The sequence below is a fragment of the Nitrosomonas sp. genome, from assembly GCF_022842015.1.
Lineage (GTDB): Bacteria > Pseudomonadota > Gammaproteobacteria > Burkholderiales > Nitrosomonadaceae > Nitrosomonas.
The window spans coordinates 1-17,553 of the sequence record NZ_JALHQJ010000017.1 but is presented as its reverse complement, the minus strand read 5'-3'; the positions used below and the strand labels follow the sequence as shown (position 1 = coordinate 17,553).

Genomic DNA, 17,553 nt, shown 5'->3' with positions numbered 1-17,553 from the left:
ATATATTTTTACCTGAAGCATACTCGACAGAAATTAGAATTGTTGACCGAACATGAATTGGAATCTTTGCAGGTTATCCGCCGGCACATCATTTAATGGTTCTGCTAAGCTAACTTTCAATGGCCCCATAGGGGATACCCAGGTTAATGCAATACCGGTTGAGTAGCGCATGAAATTGTTAAGTTGATTGAATTGGTTAAATGTAGTACCTCCATCAACAAACACGCTAAAGCGTAATGATCGATCATCTCGTAGAAATGGGACTGGGAACATTAGCTCAATATTTCCGACTACACGCTTGCTAGCGCCTACTGCTAGTAATCTTCGATTGACAGTAGTGATGTTACCGGGAAGCAATGTGTCATCACGGGGACCTAAAGAATTTAGATCATAGCCCCTTACTGAGTTATTACCCCCAGCAAAAAAGTTTTTGAAGAAAGGGAGATTTTTTCCGCTGTAACCATCACCATAGCCGAATTCCGTGTTTACCAGAAGCGTAAAGAAATCAGTAATCGGAAAGTACCACCTCTGGTTGTAACTGACTTTGTAGTAGTTTAAATCACCACCCGGCACACTGACTTCGCCAAATAATCGATGAGTTGTTCCAGAGGTTGGCCAAATTGCGCTATCACGTCGGTCGCGTGCCCAGCTTATGGTCGCCGGAAAATTATTAGTTGTTTTACCAAATTCGTCAACAAAATCCCTATAACGCTGTGGACTGTCCGCAAATGTACCGATCGAGGTGTTTTCTGCAGCCAGGCCAAGGGAAACAATATCGTTTTCTGCGATGGGTACTCCAAATCTAAAACCGGCACCTAAAGTATCTGTTTTGAATGCGCCAAACTGTGTTAATGCACGCGTATCCAAAACGCGCTTGTATGCATCCAGACCAAAGCTTAGGCCATCAACTGTGGCATAAGGATTGGTAAACGATGCAGAATAGGTTTCGTTAATGGCACCTCGGTTAGCATCAAGACTAAAAAAATTGCCAGTTCCGAAAATATTGTTCTGAGAAATTGAAGCGTTTAGAATGATCCCTTGACGATCAGAGTAGCCTGCGCCGAACATAATAGATCCTGTGGGTCTTTCTTCGACCCTAACTTTTATGTCTACCTGGTCGGTTTTATCGGGTACCGCTGGCGTTTCTACATTGACACTGTTGAAAAAACCTAAACGATCAACCCTGACTTTAGAGAGATTAATTAGACTTGTGGAATGCCAAGCTCCTTCCATTTGACGAAATTCACGGCGTATGACTTCATCGCGGGTGCGATCGTTACCTTCAATATCGATACGGCGAACGTAAACTCGCTTGCCCGGATCAATAAAAAATGTGAAAGCAGCCTGCCGATTTTCATAATCTATCTCAGGGGAAGCATTAACATTAGCAAAAGCATAGCCGTCATCGCCTAGTCGATCCGTTATTAATTTAATGGACTCGGTTAGTTTCTCGCGTACAAAAACGTCACCATTTTTTAGTAGTATCAGTTTGTAAATTTCTTCTTCCGGTACGATGGTTTCTCCCGCCACTTTAATATCGGAGATTGAATATTGAGCACCTTCGGTTATGTTGATTGTGATATAGATGTCGCGTAAATCAGGCGTTATGGAAACTTGAGTAGATTCGATATTGAATTCCAGGTAACCGCGATCAAGATAATACGAACGAAGTGTCTCAAGGTCTGCGGAGAGTTTTTGTTTTGAATACTGATCGTTTTTGGTGAACCAGCTGAGCAGGTCGGGTCTTCTAAGAACCAGTAAGCTGCGCAATTCTTTATCAACGAATTTTTCGTTGCCAACAAAACTTATTCTTTTTATTCTGGCGGTACGACCCTCATTAATATCAAAATTTATTCCGACACGATTACGCTCCAGTGGTGTTGAAGTGGTCGTAATTTTGACGGCATATTTGCCGCGACTAATGTATTGTCGTTTTAATTCCAGTTCGGCTCGTTCCAGTAGCGAACGACTGAAAATCCGGGATTCGGATATACCCGCTTGTTTTAAGCCTTCAAGCAGTTTGTCTTTCTCAAATTCTTTGGCACCATTGATACTAATTTCTGCAATTGCAGGACGTTCAATAACTTCCACAACCAGAATGTTATTCTCATTTTTTAATTTTACATCTTTAAAAAAACCGGTGGCATATAGTGCTTTAATCGCTTCTGTTGCTTTTTCTGCATCCAACACTTCACCGACTTTAATGGGTAGATAACTAAATACAGTGCCTGCCTCAGTACGTTGTATGCCTTCAACACGAATATCCTCAACAATGAAAGAATCGCCGGCCCAAGATGAAAATGCACAGAATAAGCTGATAAATGCAAAGAAATACTGGAATTTCATTATTTAACCAGTAATAAGGCGACTAATATCGTTGTAGATGGCAAACGTCATGAGTGTAAACAGCATAATCAAACCAATTTTTTGACCGATTATTATTGTTTTATCTGAAACCGGACTTCCTTTGACTATTTCAATAAGATAATACATGAGATGCCCGCCATCAAGTATTGGAATTGGCAATAAATTTAACACGCCAATACTAACACTGATCAGTGCAAGAAAAGCGAGATAAGATACTAATCCCATTTGTGCCGATTGTCCGGCATAATCAGCAATAGAGATCGGTCCGCTGATATTTTTCCAGGATACATCACCCGTAATCATCTTAGAGAGCATTTGTAATGTCAGTACAGTTGTTTCCCAGGTTTTCTCGGCAGCTTTCTGTAATGCTTTGCCGGGTGAATAACTGACAGTAACAAGTAACTCTTCAAATTCTGCCTGATTGACGACGGGCGCAACTCCTATCTTGCCCACTCGCTTACCATGCTCTATGGTTGCCTCAGGGGTAACTGTCAGCATGATCATTTGATCATTGCGTAAAATATCCAGTTCTAGCGAGCGTTCGGGGTTTGTACGTATTTCTTGCACAAAATCCATCCAGGTATGTATCTCAATATGATCGACCGCAATAATTTCATCGCCGGTCAACAAACCAGCGTGAGAACCAGCGCCATCAGAAATAACTTGTCCGATTACGGGTTTTATTACCGGCTGGTAACTGCTAAATCCTATGATGCCTGGAAAATTCTCATTGAGCTTATCGGGGTCGACCTGGCTTAAATCCAGCTGCCGCAAGTTCATTTCACCCCTATTATTGATGGTTTGCACTTTTACATCGGCTGACCGATTGATGGCATACCGCAATAAAGCCCAGCGCGCATCCTGCCAGCTTGCAACGGATTCATTTTCTATGCTGACAATGGTTTCACCTAATACAAATTCTGCTTTGGCAGCAGGTGTGGCGGGTTCGACTGAACCAAGTATGGGCTTCATTCCAGGAACACCTAGAATAAAAAGTAACCAATATAGAACAATGGCTAGTAAGAAATTGGCAATGGGACCGGCTGCGACGATTGCAAAACGACGAGATACAGGCTGGCGGTTAAAAGCACGAGGTAAGTCTTCAGATGCCACCTTGCCTTCATTTTCATCGAGCATCTTGACATAACCACCTAATGGAATCGCGGCAATTACCCATTCAGTCTGGTCTTTTCCCCATCGCCTACGAAAGATGGGCTGACCAAACCCAATGCAAAACCGTAATACTTTTACGCCATTCCATCGTGCTACCAAATAATGGCCAAATTCGTGAAAAGTTATCAGTGTGCCTAAGGCAATAATAAAAAAAATAATTGTGTAAGTTATTGACATATCTAATGATTGCGATTATTGCAAGTGTAGGTTAATTTTAACTTCACGATATTTTTCATCTTATTACTTCTAAAAATGATTGCAGGGATACTACCATTAATTAAGAAAAATTGAATCGGGCCACTTACCCACATATTTTCTTACTTGACAACCCTATTGCAAATTTGCTAGCCATTCGTGTGATTTAGCGCGAGCCAGTTTGTCCGTTCTTAAAACATCATCCAGTGTCATCATTTCTTCTCGTTGTATTGTTTGCATAACATGTTTAATCATGGTGGGAATAGCTGTAAATGCCATGCGTCTTTGAAGAAAAGATTCTACTGCTATTTCATTAGCGGCATTCAATACTGCTGGCATATTGCCACCGGCATGCAGCGCTTGATAAGCTAAGTCCAGGCATGGAAATCTTTTAATATCAGGTTGTTCAAAATCAAGATGAGCAATCTTAAACATGTCTAATGCCGATACTCCACTTTCTATTCGCTCAGGATAACCCATCGCATGTGCAATCGGGGTTCGCATATCTGGATTGCCAAGTTGCGCGATAACCGAGCCATCTACATACGCAACCATAGAGTGGATCACACTTTGTGGATGAATGACTACTTGAATTTTATCTGGAGGCGCTTCAAACAACCAATGTGCTTCGATGACTTCTAGCCCTTTATTCATCATGGTAGCGGAATCTACGGAAATTTTCTGCCCCATATCCCAATTAGGGTGAGCGCATGCTTGTTCCGGAGTCACGTTCTCCAGGGAATCTAACGATGCGCATCGAAACGGACCGCCCGAAGCTGTGAGCAGTATGTGGCTGACGCCTGCTGCTGCTAAATTTCCATTGAAGTGATGTGGCAGTGATTGATAGATTGCGTTATGTTCGCTATCAATTGGTAACAGTGTTGCATGGTGTTTTTTTACCAAATCCGTAAAAATATGGCCGGCCATTACCAGCGTTTCTTTATTGGCTAACAATACTAGTTTTCCTGCCTGTGCTGCCGCAAATGTTGGGCGAATACCGGCAGCTCCAACGATGGCTGCCATTACGGTATCAACCTCTGGAAGAGAAGCTACCTTTTCTAAAGATTCTATTCCCGATAAAACTTCAGTCTTGATGTTCGCTGTCTTAATTGCGCTAGCTAGTTGCTCAGAGCTTTTCTGATTCAGCATGACTGCAAATCTTGGTTGAAAACTTTGGCACTGCGCCAACATTTTTTCAACATTATTGTTGGCAGTTAATGCAAAAGCCCGAAATCGATCAGGATGTCGTGCGATTACATCCAAAGTGCTCTCCCCGACACTGCCGGTGGAGCCAAGTATAGTAATTTGTCGGATTGTTTTCATGATGCGGGAGAATAAAAAATTAGTAAGGCCAGAATAGCAAATGGCAACGATGAAATTAAAGCGTCAATTCGATCTAAAATACCGCCATGGCCTGGCAAAATACTTCCACTATCCTTAATTCCAGCATGACGTTTCATAAGTGATTCGTATAAATCTCCGATAATGCCTAATATGGCCATCAATAAAAGCAGTGGTATTAATTGTATCGCTAAAGATTCTTCAATAAACCAGAAGTCCCAGATCAGACCGTAAATTAATACTGCAATTAAGGCTCCGGCGACACCTTCCCAAGTTTTGTTCGGACTAATTTGGTTAGCAAGTTTGTGTTTGCCAAATGTTTTTCCTGTGAAATAAGCTGCTGTATCGGAAATCCAGATTGCCGCCATAAGGCCCAATAAAAGTAGCGGACTGATAGCACGTAGTTGATAAAGTGCGAGACAGGTGGGTAACAATACTATCCAACCGATTAGCATTAAGATTAATGGACTTTTTATCGTGTAAACTTGCTTCAGGTACGGTGGTACACCAATAATCCAGAAAACAACTGACAAGGCATAGACCCAGATCAAATCAGCAGAATATGCATTAGTTTTTATAGACTCGCTCATTTGGAACAATAATTCCCCTCCTGCAAGGGTGGTCAGGAGCATAAAAATTATTGTGTTTTTTACAGAAAACCCAGCTAATCGACACCATTCGCGAGATCCGATAATCGAAAGCGCAAGTAGCACGATAGCCCAAAAAATATCCTGTAACAAAAATAACGCGGATAAAAACAATGGAAGAATAATAACTGCAGTAAGGACACGGGTCTTAAGCATGAAAGGTGGTCTTTTATCCTGCTACTTGAATCTGTTCACTGGTGCAGCCAAACCGACGTTCACGTTGTTGATAAGATTGGATCGCTCGTTCAAGTTCATGCTCATCGAAATCAGGCCATAATGTATCGGTGAAATACAATTCAGTATAAGCGAGCTGCCATAATAAAAAATTACTAATGCGATATTCACCACCAGTTCGGATAAACAAGTCCGGTTCAGGGGCATAGCTCAGCGCAAGATATTGCGCTAAATTTTCTTCTTCAAAATTAAAGGGTAGCTCGGTTGATTGTGCCATCATTTTACGCACGGCTTGCATGATATCCCAGCGCCCGCCGTAGTTGGCAGCTATAGTGAAGGTAAGACGTTTATTTTCTGCGGTTAGCTGTTCGCCAATGCGGATGCATTCTATTATCTTGGGTTCAAATTTTGATAAATCACCGATAACTTTGAAGCAAATACCGTTTTCATGCAGCCGAGAGATTTCTTGTTCCAATGCGCCAAGGAAAAGTTGCATTAAAGATGTTACTTCATCTGTTGGGCGCCGCCAATTTTCACTGCTAAAAGCAAATAAAGTCAGGTATGGAATATTACGCTCTATACATGCCTTGATAATACCACGAACTGTTTCAACACCTTGTTTATGTCCAGCGATCCGAGGCATATAGCGAGTTTGAGCCCAACGGCCATTACCATCCATAATAATAGCAATATGTTTTGGTATTAAGCCAGTTTCAGGTATTTCTCTAGTTGAGCTTAGACCTTGCGGCATATCAAACAGCCATTAGTTCGGTTTCCTTGGTTTGCAAAATTTTATCTATCTCCGCGATATAGCGATCAGTTAATTTTTGAATGTCATCTTGACCACGACGCTCATCATCTTCAGAAATTTCTTTGGATTTTAATAAATCTTTCAAGTGAGCATTGGCATCTCGGCGAATATTACGCATTGCGACACGAACATGCTCTGCTTCTTGCTTAACTACTTTAATCAGATCGCGGCGACGTTCTTCAGTGAGAGAAGGCATGGGTACGCGAATAGTCTCACCTACGGGCATAGGATTTAAACCTAAATCAGATTCACGAATGGCTTTTTCAATCGCATTACCCATTTTCTTCTCCCAGGGAATTACGCCGATCGTGCGTGCATCAATTAGATTGATATTAGCTACCTGATTGATGGGTGTTTGTGTTCCGTAATAATCAACGGTTACATGATCTAAAAACCCCGTATGAGCCCGTCCGCTTCTGACTTTACTTAAATCTGCTTTTAATGCTTCAAGACTTTTTTGCATTTTTTGTTCAGCAGATTTTTTTACATCGGCAATCATAATATCGTTCCCTCATACTTCGATTTTCAAGGTTTCAATTATTGTTCATTCAGACTGTTACCAAAGTTCCTTCGTCCTCGCCTGTTATTATACGTTTAAGTGCACCAGCCTTGAAAATACTAAATACGCTAAGCGGTAATTTCTGGTCACGGCATAGTGTTAATGCCGTCGCATCCATTACCTGTAAATTCTTGGCAATAGCTTCGTCAAATGTTAATTTGTGGAAACGTGTTGCTTCAGGATCAATTTTAGGATCGCTAGTATAGATTCCATCTACTTTAGTAGCTTTCAGCATGATATCTACATTCATTTCCATGCCGCGCAAAGCAGCTGCGGTATCAGTGGTAAAAAACGGATTACCGGTACCTGCCGCAAATATGACTATTTTGCCATCTTTCAGATAACGCATAGCACGCCCACGGATATAAGGTTCTACAACTTGCTCAATGCGTAAAGCGGATTGTATTCGCGGCACCAGCCCAGCCATTTTCATAGCATCTTGCAGTGCTAAGGCATTCATTACAGTAGCTAACATGCCCATATAATCCGCAGTAACGCGTTCCAATCCATCATTGGCTGACTTCATTCCGCGAAAAATGTTTCCTCCGCCAACGACAATGGCAATTTCAATCCCTAGTTTACTAACTTCATGAATTTCTGAAACAATTCTTCCCATGACAGTATGATTAATACCATACTTATCGTCGCCCATCAGGGCTTCGCCGGATAATTTCAATAAAATACGTTTATAGATTGCAGCAGTCATTGATAATGTATTGATAGAACTCAGTTTACTTGGCTTGTTCCATCTGAGCCTTAACCTCATCTGCAAAATTCTCAGTTTTCTTTTCAATGCCTTCGCCTACCACGAACATAGTGAAATCATTAACTGTTGCGGATTTGCTGGCCAATAATTTTTCTACCGTTTGTTCTGGATCTTTTACAAAAGGCTGACCTAATAACGTTATCTCAGCAAGATATTTTGTGATACGCCCATCAACCATTTTTTCGATAATATTTGCTGGTTTGCCACTCTCAGCAGCCTGAGCAGTAAAAATCTCGCGCTCATGCGCTAAGACATCAGCAGATACTTGCGCTTTAGATACACAAATGGGCTTACTTGCCGCAATGTGCATGGCCAGATCCTTGCCTAAAGCTTCACCTCCTCCGGTAAAATCTACCATTACGCCAATCTTGGTTCCATGAAGATAATAAGCCAACTGTCCTTGTGTTTCGTGGCGACCACAACGGCGAATACTGATATTCTCGCCCAATTTCATAATTAATGCCTTGCGAATTGCTTCAATAGTTTCACCGCTAGGCAAATTTGTATCACTTAAAGCAACGGTGTCGATTATATTTTTTGTTGCACTTAGTTCAGCGAGGTTTTTGGCAAAATTAATAATATCTTCATTTCTGGCGACAAAGTCTGTTTCGCAATTTACTTCAACCAGGGCACCACATTTTCTGTCTGCTGAGATATATGCACCAATTACACCTTCTGCTGCAATTCGACCGGCGGCTTTGCTTGCTTTGGCGCCACTTTTAATTCTTAACAGATCTTCCGCTGCCTTCAGATCGCCGCTAGTCTCTGTCAATGCTTTTTTGCATTCCATCATGCCTAGCCCGGTCATTTCACGCAATTCTTTTACCATGCTTGCGGTAATTTCCGCCATATTTACTCCAAATACCAAATTAGTTAATAAAAGAAATTATATGACTTTATTCAGCCTCAGTTTCAGCTGTCATTTCAACGATTTCTTGAATAGCCTGATTGCGCCCTTCTAGAATGGCGTCTGCTGCACCGCGGGCATATAAGCGTATTGCACGACTGGAATCGTCATTTCCAGGAATAATGTAGTGCAGATCCTCCGGATTGTGATTGGTATCGACTACACCGATTACAGGGATGCCAAGCTTTCTTGCTTCTGTGATGGCACCTTTTTGATATCCAACATCGATAATAAACATAGCATCCGGTAAGCCTTTCATGTCTTTGATGCCACCCAAGCTACTGTTTAGCTTATCTAGTTCTCTTTGAAGATCAAGCGCCTCTTTTTTTACCAGTTTATCTAACGTTCCATCTTGTACCATTGTTTCCATCTCATGTAGACGCTTGATAGACTGTTTAATGGTTTTGAAATTAGTCAGCATGCCCCCTAACCATCGCTGGTCTACGTAGGGAGATCCGCAACGTATCGCCTCTTCGCGCACAATATCTCGCGCCTGTTTTTTAGTACCAACAAATAAAATGACTCCCTTGTTTGCTGATAATTGGCGCACATACTTCATGGCTTCTTCATACATCACCAAGGTTTTTTCAAGATTTATAATGTGGATTTTGTTACGATGGCCGAAAATGTAGGGTGCCATTTTGGGGTTCCAGAAGCGTGTTTGGTGTCCAAAATGTACACCTGCTTCCAGCATTTGCCGCATAGTTACTGACATAAGTTCTCCTTAAGGATTGAGCCTCCATTCACCTTGATATCCAATTATTTTAGGTGGATGTGTGAATTTAATTTGGCGTGCGCATCATGAAAATTACCAAATTATCTTTTTATTATAACATTTTCTTGTGCTTACTCAAGCTGGTTAATCGCGGAAAAATGTTGAAAATCTATTTATTTAGCAGCAAAGAAACTTTTGCTACAATCAATGATGGATTGTGCAGACTATTATTCCAATCCACACGAAATGTGGGTTATTAAGTGATGCAGGATGAATTACCCATTTTCATTTTTAATCGATTAATATCATTTATCTGAATGTGCTTATTATCTACGGTGATGATATTTTCATCTTGCAGCTTGGAAAATGCACGACTGACTGTTTCTAGCTTAAGCCCAAGATAACTGCCAATTTCCTCGCGCGTCATGCGTAAATTAAAATCGGATTCGGAATAACCGCGCATAGAAAAGCGACGCGATAAATTAAGTAAAAATGATGCTAAGCGTTCTTCTGCTTTCATGCTGCCCAGTAACAACATTACGCTATGATCCCGTACTATTTCACGGCTCATGATTTTATGGAAATGACGCATAAGCGACGGAATAACAATGCTAATTTCTTCTAGTTTGGTGAAAGGAATTTCACAAACCTCGCTGTCTTCAAGCGCTATCGCATCACAAATATGAATTTCTGAGCTGATAGCGTCTAGCCCCAGCAGCTCTCCGGTCATATGGAAACCTGTAACTTGTTGGCGTCCATCTTCTTCAAGGACGCAGGTTTTTAGAAATCCACTACGAATGGCAAAAAGTGATTGGAATTTTAAGCCTGATTGATGTAGATAACCGCCGCGCCGAACTTTACGTTTATGGCTAACAACATCGCCAAGAATCTGAATCTCTTGGTCATTGAGGCCAACAGGCAGACATAATTCACGCAAACTGCAAGTCGCACAGCTTGATTTAATGTGCGTAACATCAAGAAGGTTTTGTTGTGAACTATCGTGTAACAAATTATTTTCCAAATATGGGGCCCCATTTATCAATACTCTGATTGATCTTAATCAATATTAATACTTTCAACCCCTTTATAATTCTACGTGAATACTGCAAGAAGTGGATAATATTTTTGGATTGCAAGAGCGCAGGAAATAAATGATTGATCCGATGGGATTAAGCTTAGGCGATTATATCGGTCTGGCCTATTTAGATGCATTCTCCACTAAGTAGGAAACTTAGTGTATTCATTACGATTCCCTAATTCTTCTTCAAGTTTGCTTGAGATTAATTCGGATCTTATGTGTGATTTTGGAAATTACTTATCTGATCGTTGTTTATACCCCGGGGCTGCTTATTTGATTGAAGCATCTGATGCGTATGAGTATTCAGATTGGATAAATAATCGAAAATTAGGATGCTTTCGTCGTCCTTTATCATTAGATTTATACGCCCCTAATAGCAGCTCCTCATGTTTTTATTGCCATCTTAATCAGCTTATCCCTGCTAATCACAGTACTGAAACATATTCGAATTATTTGCTTCGAGAGATAAGGCTTCAAGGGCGATTATTCAAAGGGGATAGTAAAGTTGAACAGATATATTTCGAAGGGGGTAGTCCGGCATTTTTGAATGACTCCCAACTAAATACTCTTACCCAAGAGATCAAGCGGTATTTTACCTTAGTTGAAGGCGGTGACTTTTGTGTTGAGATTGATACGCGACAATTAATCAATTGCTCAATGCGAGCTTTAAACGAAATGGGATTTAATTGTGCAATTGTAGGCATTCAAGATTTTGATCAACAAGCGCAACATTCTGAGCAGTGTATTCAATCTGAAGAAGCTGCCGTTCATACTGTCCGCAATATCCGGCGGGCAGGATTTAAGTCGGTGAGAGTAGAATTAAGCTATGGATTGACTGGGAAAGATTTGGATAAATTTGCTTCTAGGCTAGATAAAATTATTGCGGCGGATCCAGATCAGGTTAAGCTTTTAAATTATCAGCATCTTATAGAAGAATTTAAGCCGCAAAGGAATAATATTCTTACTGGATTACCTGCAACAGTAACCAAGTATGAAATGACGCTGTTGGCAATTTCTCGCTTAGCAGAAGCTGGCTACAGCCATATTGGTATGAATCTTTTTGCCAGGCATGATGATCCGCTGGCAGTTGCTCAGCGCCAAGGAAGGCTTCACTATGGCTTGCGCGGTTTTTCAATTCATCCTGATTGTGACCATGTTGCATTAGGTGTTTCAGGAATAGGGCGTATAGGCCCGACTTTACATCAGAATCATTGTGACCTATTACAGTACTATGATAAGTTAGAACAAAACACTCTTCCTATTTTGCGCGGTCTAGAATTAAATGCGGATGACCTGTTACGTCGTTCAATCATGTATGCGCTGATTTGTCATTTGGTTATTTCATATGATTCAGTAGAAGCTTTTTTTCCGATAGATTTCAAGCAGTACTTTGTAACTGAATTGACAGATTTACAGGCGTATGCAGAAGCCGGGTTAGTTGCTTTGGATAATGAGGAGATTGCCGTTACATCGAAGGGGCAATTATTTGTCGGCGATATCTGTAGAATTTTTGATAAGTATTTGCGTAAACATCATTAGCGTAATCAATAGTCTGCTGCTGATTGTAATGCGCCTGAGAGTTGAGGCAGATTCTCAGACGCGATGATTTATTGTTGGACTTCACTGTTGGTTAAAATATATTCGGCCAATCGGTCAGCGGCTTCGCCTTGAATATTTTTGAAAGCGGGCATCCGCATGCTGCCTGATTGAAATTTCTTAATGATTGCTTCCTTATTGGCAGATTTTTCACTCAGAATCATTGCCTTGTTTGCACTCAAAGGCTTGTGACATTCACTGCAGACAGTGCTAAAGATTCTCTCGCCGGAAGCATCTGCTGGCGGGCTATAGTCATTGGCGGTTCCGCCACAACCGACAAGGATAAACAGTGCTGATACTGCTACTAAAATATATGTTATTTTCATTTCCTGGCTCCAGTTTATTTAGTTCAATTAATATCGAGAGTAATCCCGATTCAGTATTTAGCTACTCAACATAAATGTGATGTTTTTGAATGTGATGTTTTTGAATTTATTTATTAATCAGATTTAATGAATTAGTAGACTTAAGATAGCCAGTATTATGACAGCTTGTCAAACAAATGTTTTAGAAAATACGGATTGGTTCTAAACATTGTTATTTACTGCCAGGGAGACTCTTGGCGACGTTCCCAAGCTACAGAAGCATAGATATCGTAATATCTATTTGAGATAATTCATAAAGTTGTGATAAAAACAACACCGGATGTAATTCTTTGAAAAATTATTTTTTCTTGACACTTTCTTAACATTTGTTTTGTTATTGTTTACGCCCTATTGCTACGTAATCTAAAAAGAAGGGATCAAAATTCTTTGATTCTTAGTTTAAGCCATTAAACTTTAACTAGAATTTTTGAGAATAACATTATTTGATGTGGCTGAATTTCTTAACACTTTCTTAACAATTGCTATGTTATGGTGGCAAGCGAAATTATAAGAGTATGAATGTGGTAAGTTTTTTTACTCAGTAAAAGTAACAAGTATTTCCGATTAACTATTTTATAGAATCAAACTGTTTTGAAAGAGGATCTTATGTTCAAGAAAATAAACATTTTTGCTATTTTTATTGCGCTTGGCTTCGTTTTCAGTAATCCGGCAGCCGCCGATGCCACAGCTGAAGATTTTCAAGTGTGGGGAGGTGTTTTCTCACAAGGTAATTTTGGTTTCGTCAATCCTAACAATCCGGACTTAAAAAAATTCAGATGGTGGATGGAAGGGCAAGGTCGCTTTGGTAATGATGCGACGCAATTCTCACAATCCCTGATCCGCCCGGGTCTGGGTTATGCGTTAACTGATAAGGTGGTGGTATGGGCCGGTTATGCGTGGGCACCCACAGCTGAACCGCTGGCGGCACGTCCATTTAATGAACACCGAATCTGGCAACAGGTGACCTGGGCCGATAATTTTTCATTCGGTAGATTATCAGCGCGTAGCCGGTTTGAGCAGCGCTTCTTTGATCATCATGCAGCCAATCCTGGTAATGATGATGTGGGTCATCGATTCCGTCAACTGGTTAAACTAGCGGTTCCAATGCCGTCAATAGATCCAAATCTCAGTTTTATCGTTCAGAGTGAATTGTTTATTGCGATGAATAGCGTTGATAATCCTGCTTTCATTTCTCGTGGTTACGATCAGAACCGCGCATTCGTAGGATTGGGATACAAAGTCAACCAGTATGCAACCGTTGAAGTGGGTTATATGAATCAATTTATCAATCGGCCGCACAGTGCGCGCCCCGATCAAATGATGCATAATTTTATTGCCAGCTTGTTTCTGAATTTCTAATGATCAATCGTGCAGCACTGATTATTTAGACATACCCCGTACTCTCTGAGCCGGTAATTTCCTTACGGTCAAAAAATTACCGGCTCAAATTTTCCTGTTATCACTAATCGTCACAGCTGGTTGTATTTTTGGGCGGAAGTAAGTGTATGATTTAAAGAGTGAGAATATTTTTCCACTTTTTATTACGATACACTTTCTATTACTATACTGCTCCGATCAATTACAGAGTAATACATGCACGATTTTAAGCCGGGTCAACGATGGATCTGCGATGTTGATTTACAATTGGGATTGGGCACTGTTCAGGCTGTCGAGTATAGAATTGTCACCATTATGTTTAAAGCCACGGGTGAAATTCGTTCCTATGCCAAACAGTCTGCGCCATTGACGCGTGTAATTTTTAAATCCGGGGACATTATCAGTAGTTATGATGATGTTGCATTCAAGATCACTGAAGTACAGGAACACAGTGGTATAGTGGTTTATTCGGGAGTGAATGAAAGTGGCGTCAGAATAGAACTGGCCGAGGAACAATTAGCGCATAATCTGTTATTAAATCGTCCGGCAGAACGTTTGTTTACAGGTCAGTTTGATCAGGATAAATGGTTCAAGATCCGCTATCAAACCTTGCGGATACGCAATCAGTTAGCAAGCGCGCCGCTGTATGGACTGGTGGGAACTCGCACCAGCTTGATTCCGCATCAGCTTTATATTGCCCACGAAGTTGCACGCCGTTATGCACCGCGCGTCTTGCTGGCTGATGAAGTGGGACTGGGCAAAACGATCGAAGCCGGTCTTATTCTGCATCGGCAATTGTTAACCGAGCACGCCAAGCGAGTGCTCATTGTGGTTCCAGAGACCTTGATTCATCAATGGTTGGTGGAAATGTTGCGGCGCTTTAATCTGCAATTCAGTATCTTTGATGAAGCGCGATGTTTATCGCTGGAAGAGAGCGAGGAATGGGAAAATCCTTTCCAGAGCGAGCAGTTGATACTTTGCAGCTTGAATTTTCTGCGTCACTATCCCAAATGGTTTCAAGCTGCATTGAATGGTCATTGGGATTTACTCGTGGTCGATGAAGCCCATCATTTGCATTGGTCTGAACAAGCTGTCAGTCCGGAATATTCCATCATTGAGCAATTAGCCGCCTGTACCAAGGGAGTGCTGTTATTAACCGCGACCCCGGAGCAATTAGGCAAGGCCAGTCACTTCGCGCGCCTGCGCTTGCTGGACCCGCACCGCTTCAGTAGTTTTGCGGCTTTTTTGGTTGAAGAACAATCGTACGAACCGATTGCCAAAGTGGTAGAAGCTTTGCTCGAAGATCAGGATTTGAATTATGAAATCAGACAGATCATCTTGTCAGCCATTGATCCTGCACAAGCTCAAGAATTCCTTGCACAATTGCAAGATCATACTGCTGGTACGCAGCAACTCCAGCAAGCGAGAAAAATGCTGGCGGAATTGTTGCTGGATCGGCATGGTACCGGCCGTATCTTGTTCCGCAATACGCGTGCAGCTGTTAAAGGGTTTCCTGAACGCAAACTTTTAGCTATCCCGCTGGCACTGCCTCTCGAATATCAGCAATGTCTGACAGCTTTTGAAACGATCCCTCTGTCAAAACCAAAATTGCTGTTGTGTCCTGAACTACTCTATCAGGTCAGAGCCGAGCCGGAGCAACCCTATTGGACAGAAATCGATCCGCGCATCAACTGGCTAAACGCGACACTCAAGCAGCTGAGACCAGAAAAAGTGTTAGTCATCACCGCCGATGCACAAATTGCCCGCGATATCGCGCAGGCGCTCAAGGTACTGACGGGACAGCATATTCCGGTATTCCATGAAAGCATGAGTTTGATTGAGCGCGACCGCGCCGCCGCTTTTTTTGCCGATAAAGAAACCGGCAGCCAAATATTGATATGCTCAGAAATCGGTAGCGAAGGCCGCAATTTTCAATTTTCTCATCACCTGGTGTTGTTTGATTTGCCGCTCAATCCCGATCTGCTGGAACAGCGTATTGGCCGGTTGGATCGTATCGGCCAGACAGAAACCATTCAGATTCATGTTCCTTATCTGGAAAACAGCGCATTGGCGGCGATGTTTCATTGGTGTCATGAAGGATTGAATGCGTTTGAGAAAACCTGCCCGGGAGGACAGACCGTTTTCTTGCAAGTGGAAGATGCGCTCATTAATGCGCTTCATCAACGACAAATTGATACCGATGCATTTTCGGATTTGATTAGTGCCACCCAATCGGCCAATCAAGTACTGAATGAAGCGTTGGATTGCGGACGCGATAAATTACTCGAGTACAACTCTTTTCGTCCGGCTGTTGCAGCAGGGTTATATCAGGAAGTACACGTACAGGACGATGATTTCACGTTGCCGCAGTATATGGAAACGGTATTTGATTGTTGCGGCGTGCATATTGAAGAACATCGCGCCAACAGTTATTTGATCGAGCCGAGCGAACACATGAGCATGCCATTTCCCGGTTTGATGGACGAAGGCTCGGTTATCACGTATTCAAGAGACGTTGCATTGGCCAATGAGGATATGCATTTCCTGACCTGGGAACATCCCATGGTTATCCACGCGATGGAACGAATCCTGAACCAGGAAACCGGCAATGCAGTGGTCGTTGCACTGAAGCATCCAAAGGTAAAACCGGGTATTGTATTGCTGGAAAGTCTGTTCGTGCTGGAGGCGGGCGGGCAAAACGTACAGCAAAGTAACCACTATTTACCGCCCGCAGTTATCCGTATTTTGCTGGATGAGCAAGGCGGTGAGGGTTATCCATACTTGGATCACGATTCGATCAATCAACATCTGGAACTGGTAGCGATAGGAATCGCCAAGCAAGTCATTCAACTGAAAGAAGACGCGATCCGCGAGCTAGTGACCGCGAGCGAACAGACAGCCGCAATGCAGGCACCGCAACTCGTCGCCCAAGCCGAAGCGCGCATCCAACAAACCTTCACCCCGGAAATCGAACGCCTCAAGGCGCTGCAACAAGTGAACCCAAATGTGCGCGACGAAGAAATCCAATTCTTTGAACAGCAACTACTGCAACTGACCAGTGCGCTGAAATCCAGCAATTTGCGACTCGATGCCGTGCGGGTGATTGTGGCAACCTAGTAGCGATGCTAATCGTTCATACAATACAAAGAGCAGGGTAGGCATTAATGCAATTTATCCGCTTAAGATAGGGGAAAAATTGTCCAATCAAGTGAGGTCACGTTCTAAACGTCCATTAAAAATAGGGATTGCCGTAGAAGAAATTAAAAGAGCGAAAAAGGTAGAAACCTACTAATATTCATGAGATTATGTTATTCTCAATAAACCCTAAAGCAATAATCGTAGTCAGCCATGGAGAATTATAAGTAGAGCTTACTCAGAAATTCAGCGATCAGTTATGCGCTGCCAAGTAGAAATTCTGGTTTGAGATGAATTGGCAGGCACGCGCAAACGGAATTTCTCTGTGCATGCTCTTTTTTGTCACC

General features: G+C 42.0%; 14 protein-coding genes. 3 read left to right on the top strand and 11 right to left on the bottom strand.

Going from position 1 to position 17,553, the window contains the following annotated elements:
- Positions 1-33 precede the first annotated feature (33 nt).
- The 10 genes from bamA to fnr all read right to left on the bottom strand — a co-directional run bounded on the left by bamA (position 34) and on the right by fnr (position 10,664).
- Positions 34-2,346 (bottom strand): outer membrane protein assembly factor BamA, encoded by a 2,313-nt coding sequence (gene bamA / locus Q0C11_RS04700; protein ID WP_293006200.1) that lies wholly within the window; start codon positions 2,344-2,346, stop codon positions 34-36.
- A 3-nt stretch (positions 2,347-2,349) separates the two neighbouring features.
- Complete coding sequence (rseP, locus tag Q0C11_RS04695; protein ID WP_293006199.1) at positions 2,350-3,717, bottom strand: RIP metalloprotease RseP; 1,368 nt, start codon at positions 3,715-3,717, stop codon at positions 2,350-2,352.
- A gap of 153 nt (positions 3,718-3,870) precedes the next feature.
- A complete protein-coding gene (gene ispC / locus Q0C11_RS04690) occupies positions 3,871-5,058 on the bottom strand; it encodes a 1-deoxy-D-xylulose-5-phosphate reductoisomerase (RefSeq protein WP_293006198.1) in 1,188 nt (395 codons plus the stop codon).
- Positions 5,055-5,879, bottom strand: a complete 825-nt coding sequence (locus Q0C11_RS04685; protein WP_293006196.1) for a phosphatidate cytidylyltransferase — start codon at positions 5,877-5,879, stop codon at positions 5,055-5,057. Before Q0C11_RS04685 ends, ispC begins: the two co-directional genes overlap by 4 nt.
- 13 nt (positions 5,880-5,892) lie before the next feature.
- Complete coding sequence (gene uppS / locus Q0C11_RS04680) at positions 5,893-6,648, bottom strand: polyprenyl diphosphate synthase (protein WP_293006195.1); 756 nt, start codon at positions 6,646-6,648, stop codon at positions 5,893-5,895.
- Between the two features lies 1 nt (position 6,649).
- Complete coding sequence (gene frr, locus Q0C11_RS04675; protein ID WP_293006194.1) at positions 6,650-7,207, bottom strand: ribosome recycling factor; 558 nt, start codon at positions 7,205-7,207, stop codon at positions 6,650-6,652.
- Between the two features lie 49 nt (positions 7,208-7,256).
- On the bottom strand, positions 7,257-7,973 hold the full coding sequence (gene pyrH, locus Q0C11_RS04670) for a UMP kinase (protein ID WP_293006192.1): 717 nt from the start codon (positions 7,971-7,973) through the stop codon (positions 7,257-7,259).
- A 25-nt stretch (positions 7,974-7,998) separates the two neighbouring features.
- Positions 7,999-8,883 carry a translation elongation factor Ts gene (gene tsf, locus Q0C11_RS04665; protein WP_293006190.1) on the bottom strand — a complete coding sequence of 295 codons (885 nt, stop codon included), beginning with the start codon at positions 8,881-8,883 and terminating at the stop codon, positions 7,999-8,001.
- Between the two features lie 46 nt (positions 8,884-8,929).
- Positions 8,930-9,655 (bottom strand): 30S ribosomal protein S2, encoded by a 726-nt coding sequence (rpsB, locus tag Q0C11_RS04660; RefSeq protein WP_293006189.1) that lies wholly within the window; start codon positions 9,653-9,655, stop codon positions 8,930-8,932.
- A 256-nt stretch (positions 9,656-9,911) separates the two neighbouring features.
- A complete protein-coding gene (fnr, locus tag Q0C11_RS04655) occupies positions 9,912-10,664 on the bottom strand; it encodes a fumarate/nitrate reduction transcriptional regulator Fnr (RefSeq protein WP_293006237.1) in 753 nt (250 codons plus the stop codon).
- A gap of 225 nt (positions 10,665-10,889) precedes the next feature.
- Here fnr and hemN point away from each other — a divergent pair, with 225 nt between their 5' ends.
- Positions 10,890-12,272 (top strand): oxygen-independent coproporphyrinogen III oxidase, encoded by a 1,383-nt coding sequence (hemN, locus tag Q0C11_RS04650; protein WP_293006187.1) that lies wholly within the window; start codon positions 10,890-10,892, stop codon positions 12,270-12,272.
- Between the two features lie 68 nt (positions 12,273-12,340).
- On the opposite strand, the gene Q0C11_RS04645 is transcribed toward hemN, so the two are convergent.
- Complete coding sequence (locus Q0C11_RS04645; protein WP_293006185.1) at positions 12,341-12,655, bottom strand: cytochrome c; 315 nt, start codon at positions 12,653-12,655, stop codon at positions 12,341-12,343.
- A 645-nt stretch (positions 12,656-13,300) separates the two neighbouring features.
- On the opposite strand from Q0C11_RS04645, the gene Q0C11_RS04640 reads away from it, so the two are divergent.
- Both Q0C11_RS04640 and rapA read left to right on the top strand, forming a co-directional pair.
- Positions 13,301-14,053, top strand: a complete 753-nt coding sequence (locus Q0C11_RS04640) for a DUF2490 domain-containing protein (protein WP_293006184.1) — start codon at positions 13,301-13,303, stop codon at positions 14,051-14,053.
- Between the two features lie 234 nt (positions 14,054-14,287).
- Complete coding sequence (rapA, locus tag Q0C11_RS04635; protein ID WP_293006182.1) at positions 14,288-17,188, top strand: RNA polymerase-associated protein RapA; 2,901 nt, start codon at positions 14,288-14,290, stop codon at positions 17,186-17,188.
- The last annotated feature ends 365 nt before the right edge of the window (positions 17,189-17,553 follow it).

Coding starts and splice junctions, on each gene's coding strand:
- rapA (WP_293006182.1), top strand. CDS start 14,288: ATGCACGATTTTAAGCCGGGTCAACGATGGATCTGCGATGTTGATTTA.
- rseP (WP_293006199.1), bottom strand. CDS start 3,717: ATGTCAATAACTTACACAATTATTTTTTTTATTATTGCCTTAGGCACA.
- rpsB (WP_293006189.1), bottom strand. CDS start 9,655: ATGTCAGTAACTATGCGGCAAATGCTGGAAGCAGGTGTACATTTTGGA.
- frr (WP_293006194.1), bottom strand. CDS start 7,207: ATGATTGCCGATGTAAAAAAATCTGCTGAACAAAAAATGCAAAAAAGT.
- bamA (WP_293006200.1), bottom strand. CDS start 2,346: ATGAAATTCCAGTATTTCTTTGCATTTATCAGCTTATTCTGTGCATTT.
- Q0C11_RS04685 (WP_293006196.1), bottom strand. CDS start 5,879: ATGCTTAAGACCCGTGTCCTTACTGCAGTTATTATTCTTCCATTGTTT.
- uppS (WP_293006195.1), bottom strand. CDS start 6,648: ATGCCGCAAGGTCTAAGCTCAACTAGAGAAATACCTGAAACTGGCTTA.
- pyrH (WP_293006192.1), bottom strand. CDS start 7,973: ATGACTGCTGCAATCTATAAACGTATTTTATTGAAATTATCCGGCGAA.
- Q0C11_RS04645 (WP_293006185.1), bottom strand. CDS start 12,655: ATGAAAATAACATATATTTTAGTAGCAGTATCAGCACTGTTTATCCTT.
- tsf (WP_293006190.1), bottom strand. CDS start 8,883: ATGGCGGAAATTACCGCAAGCATGGTAAAAGAATTGCGTGAAATGACC.
- Q0C11_RS04640 (WP_293006184.1), top strand. CDS start 13,301: ATGTTCAAGAAAATAAACATTTTTGCTATTTTTATTGCGCTTGGCTTC.
- ispC (WP_293006198.1), bottom strand. CDS start 5,058: ATGAAAACAATCCGACAAATTACTATACTTGGCTCCACCGGCAGTGTC.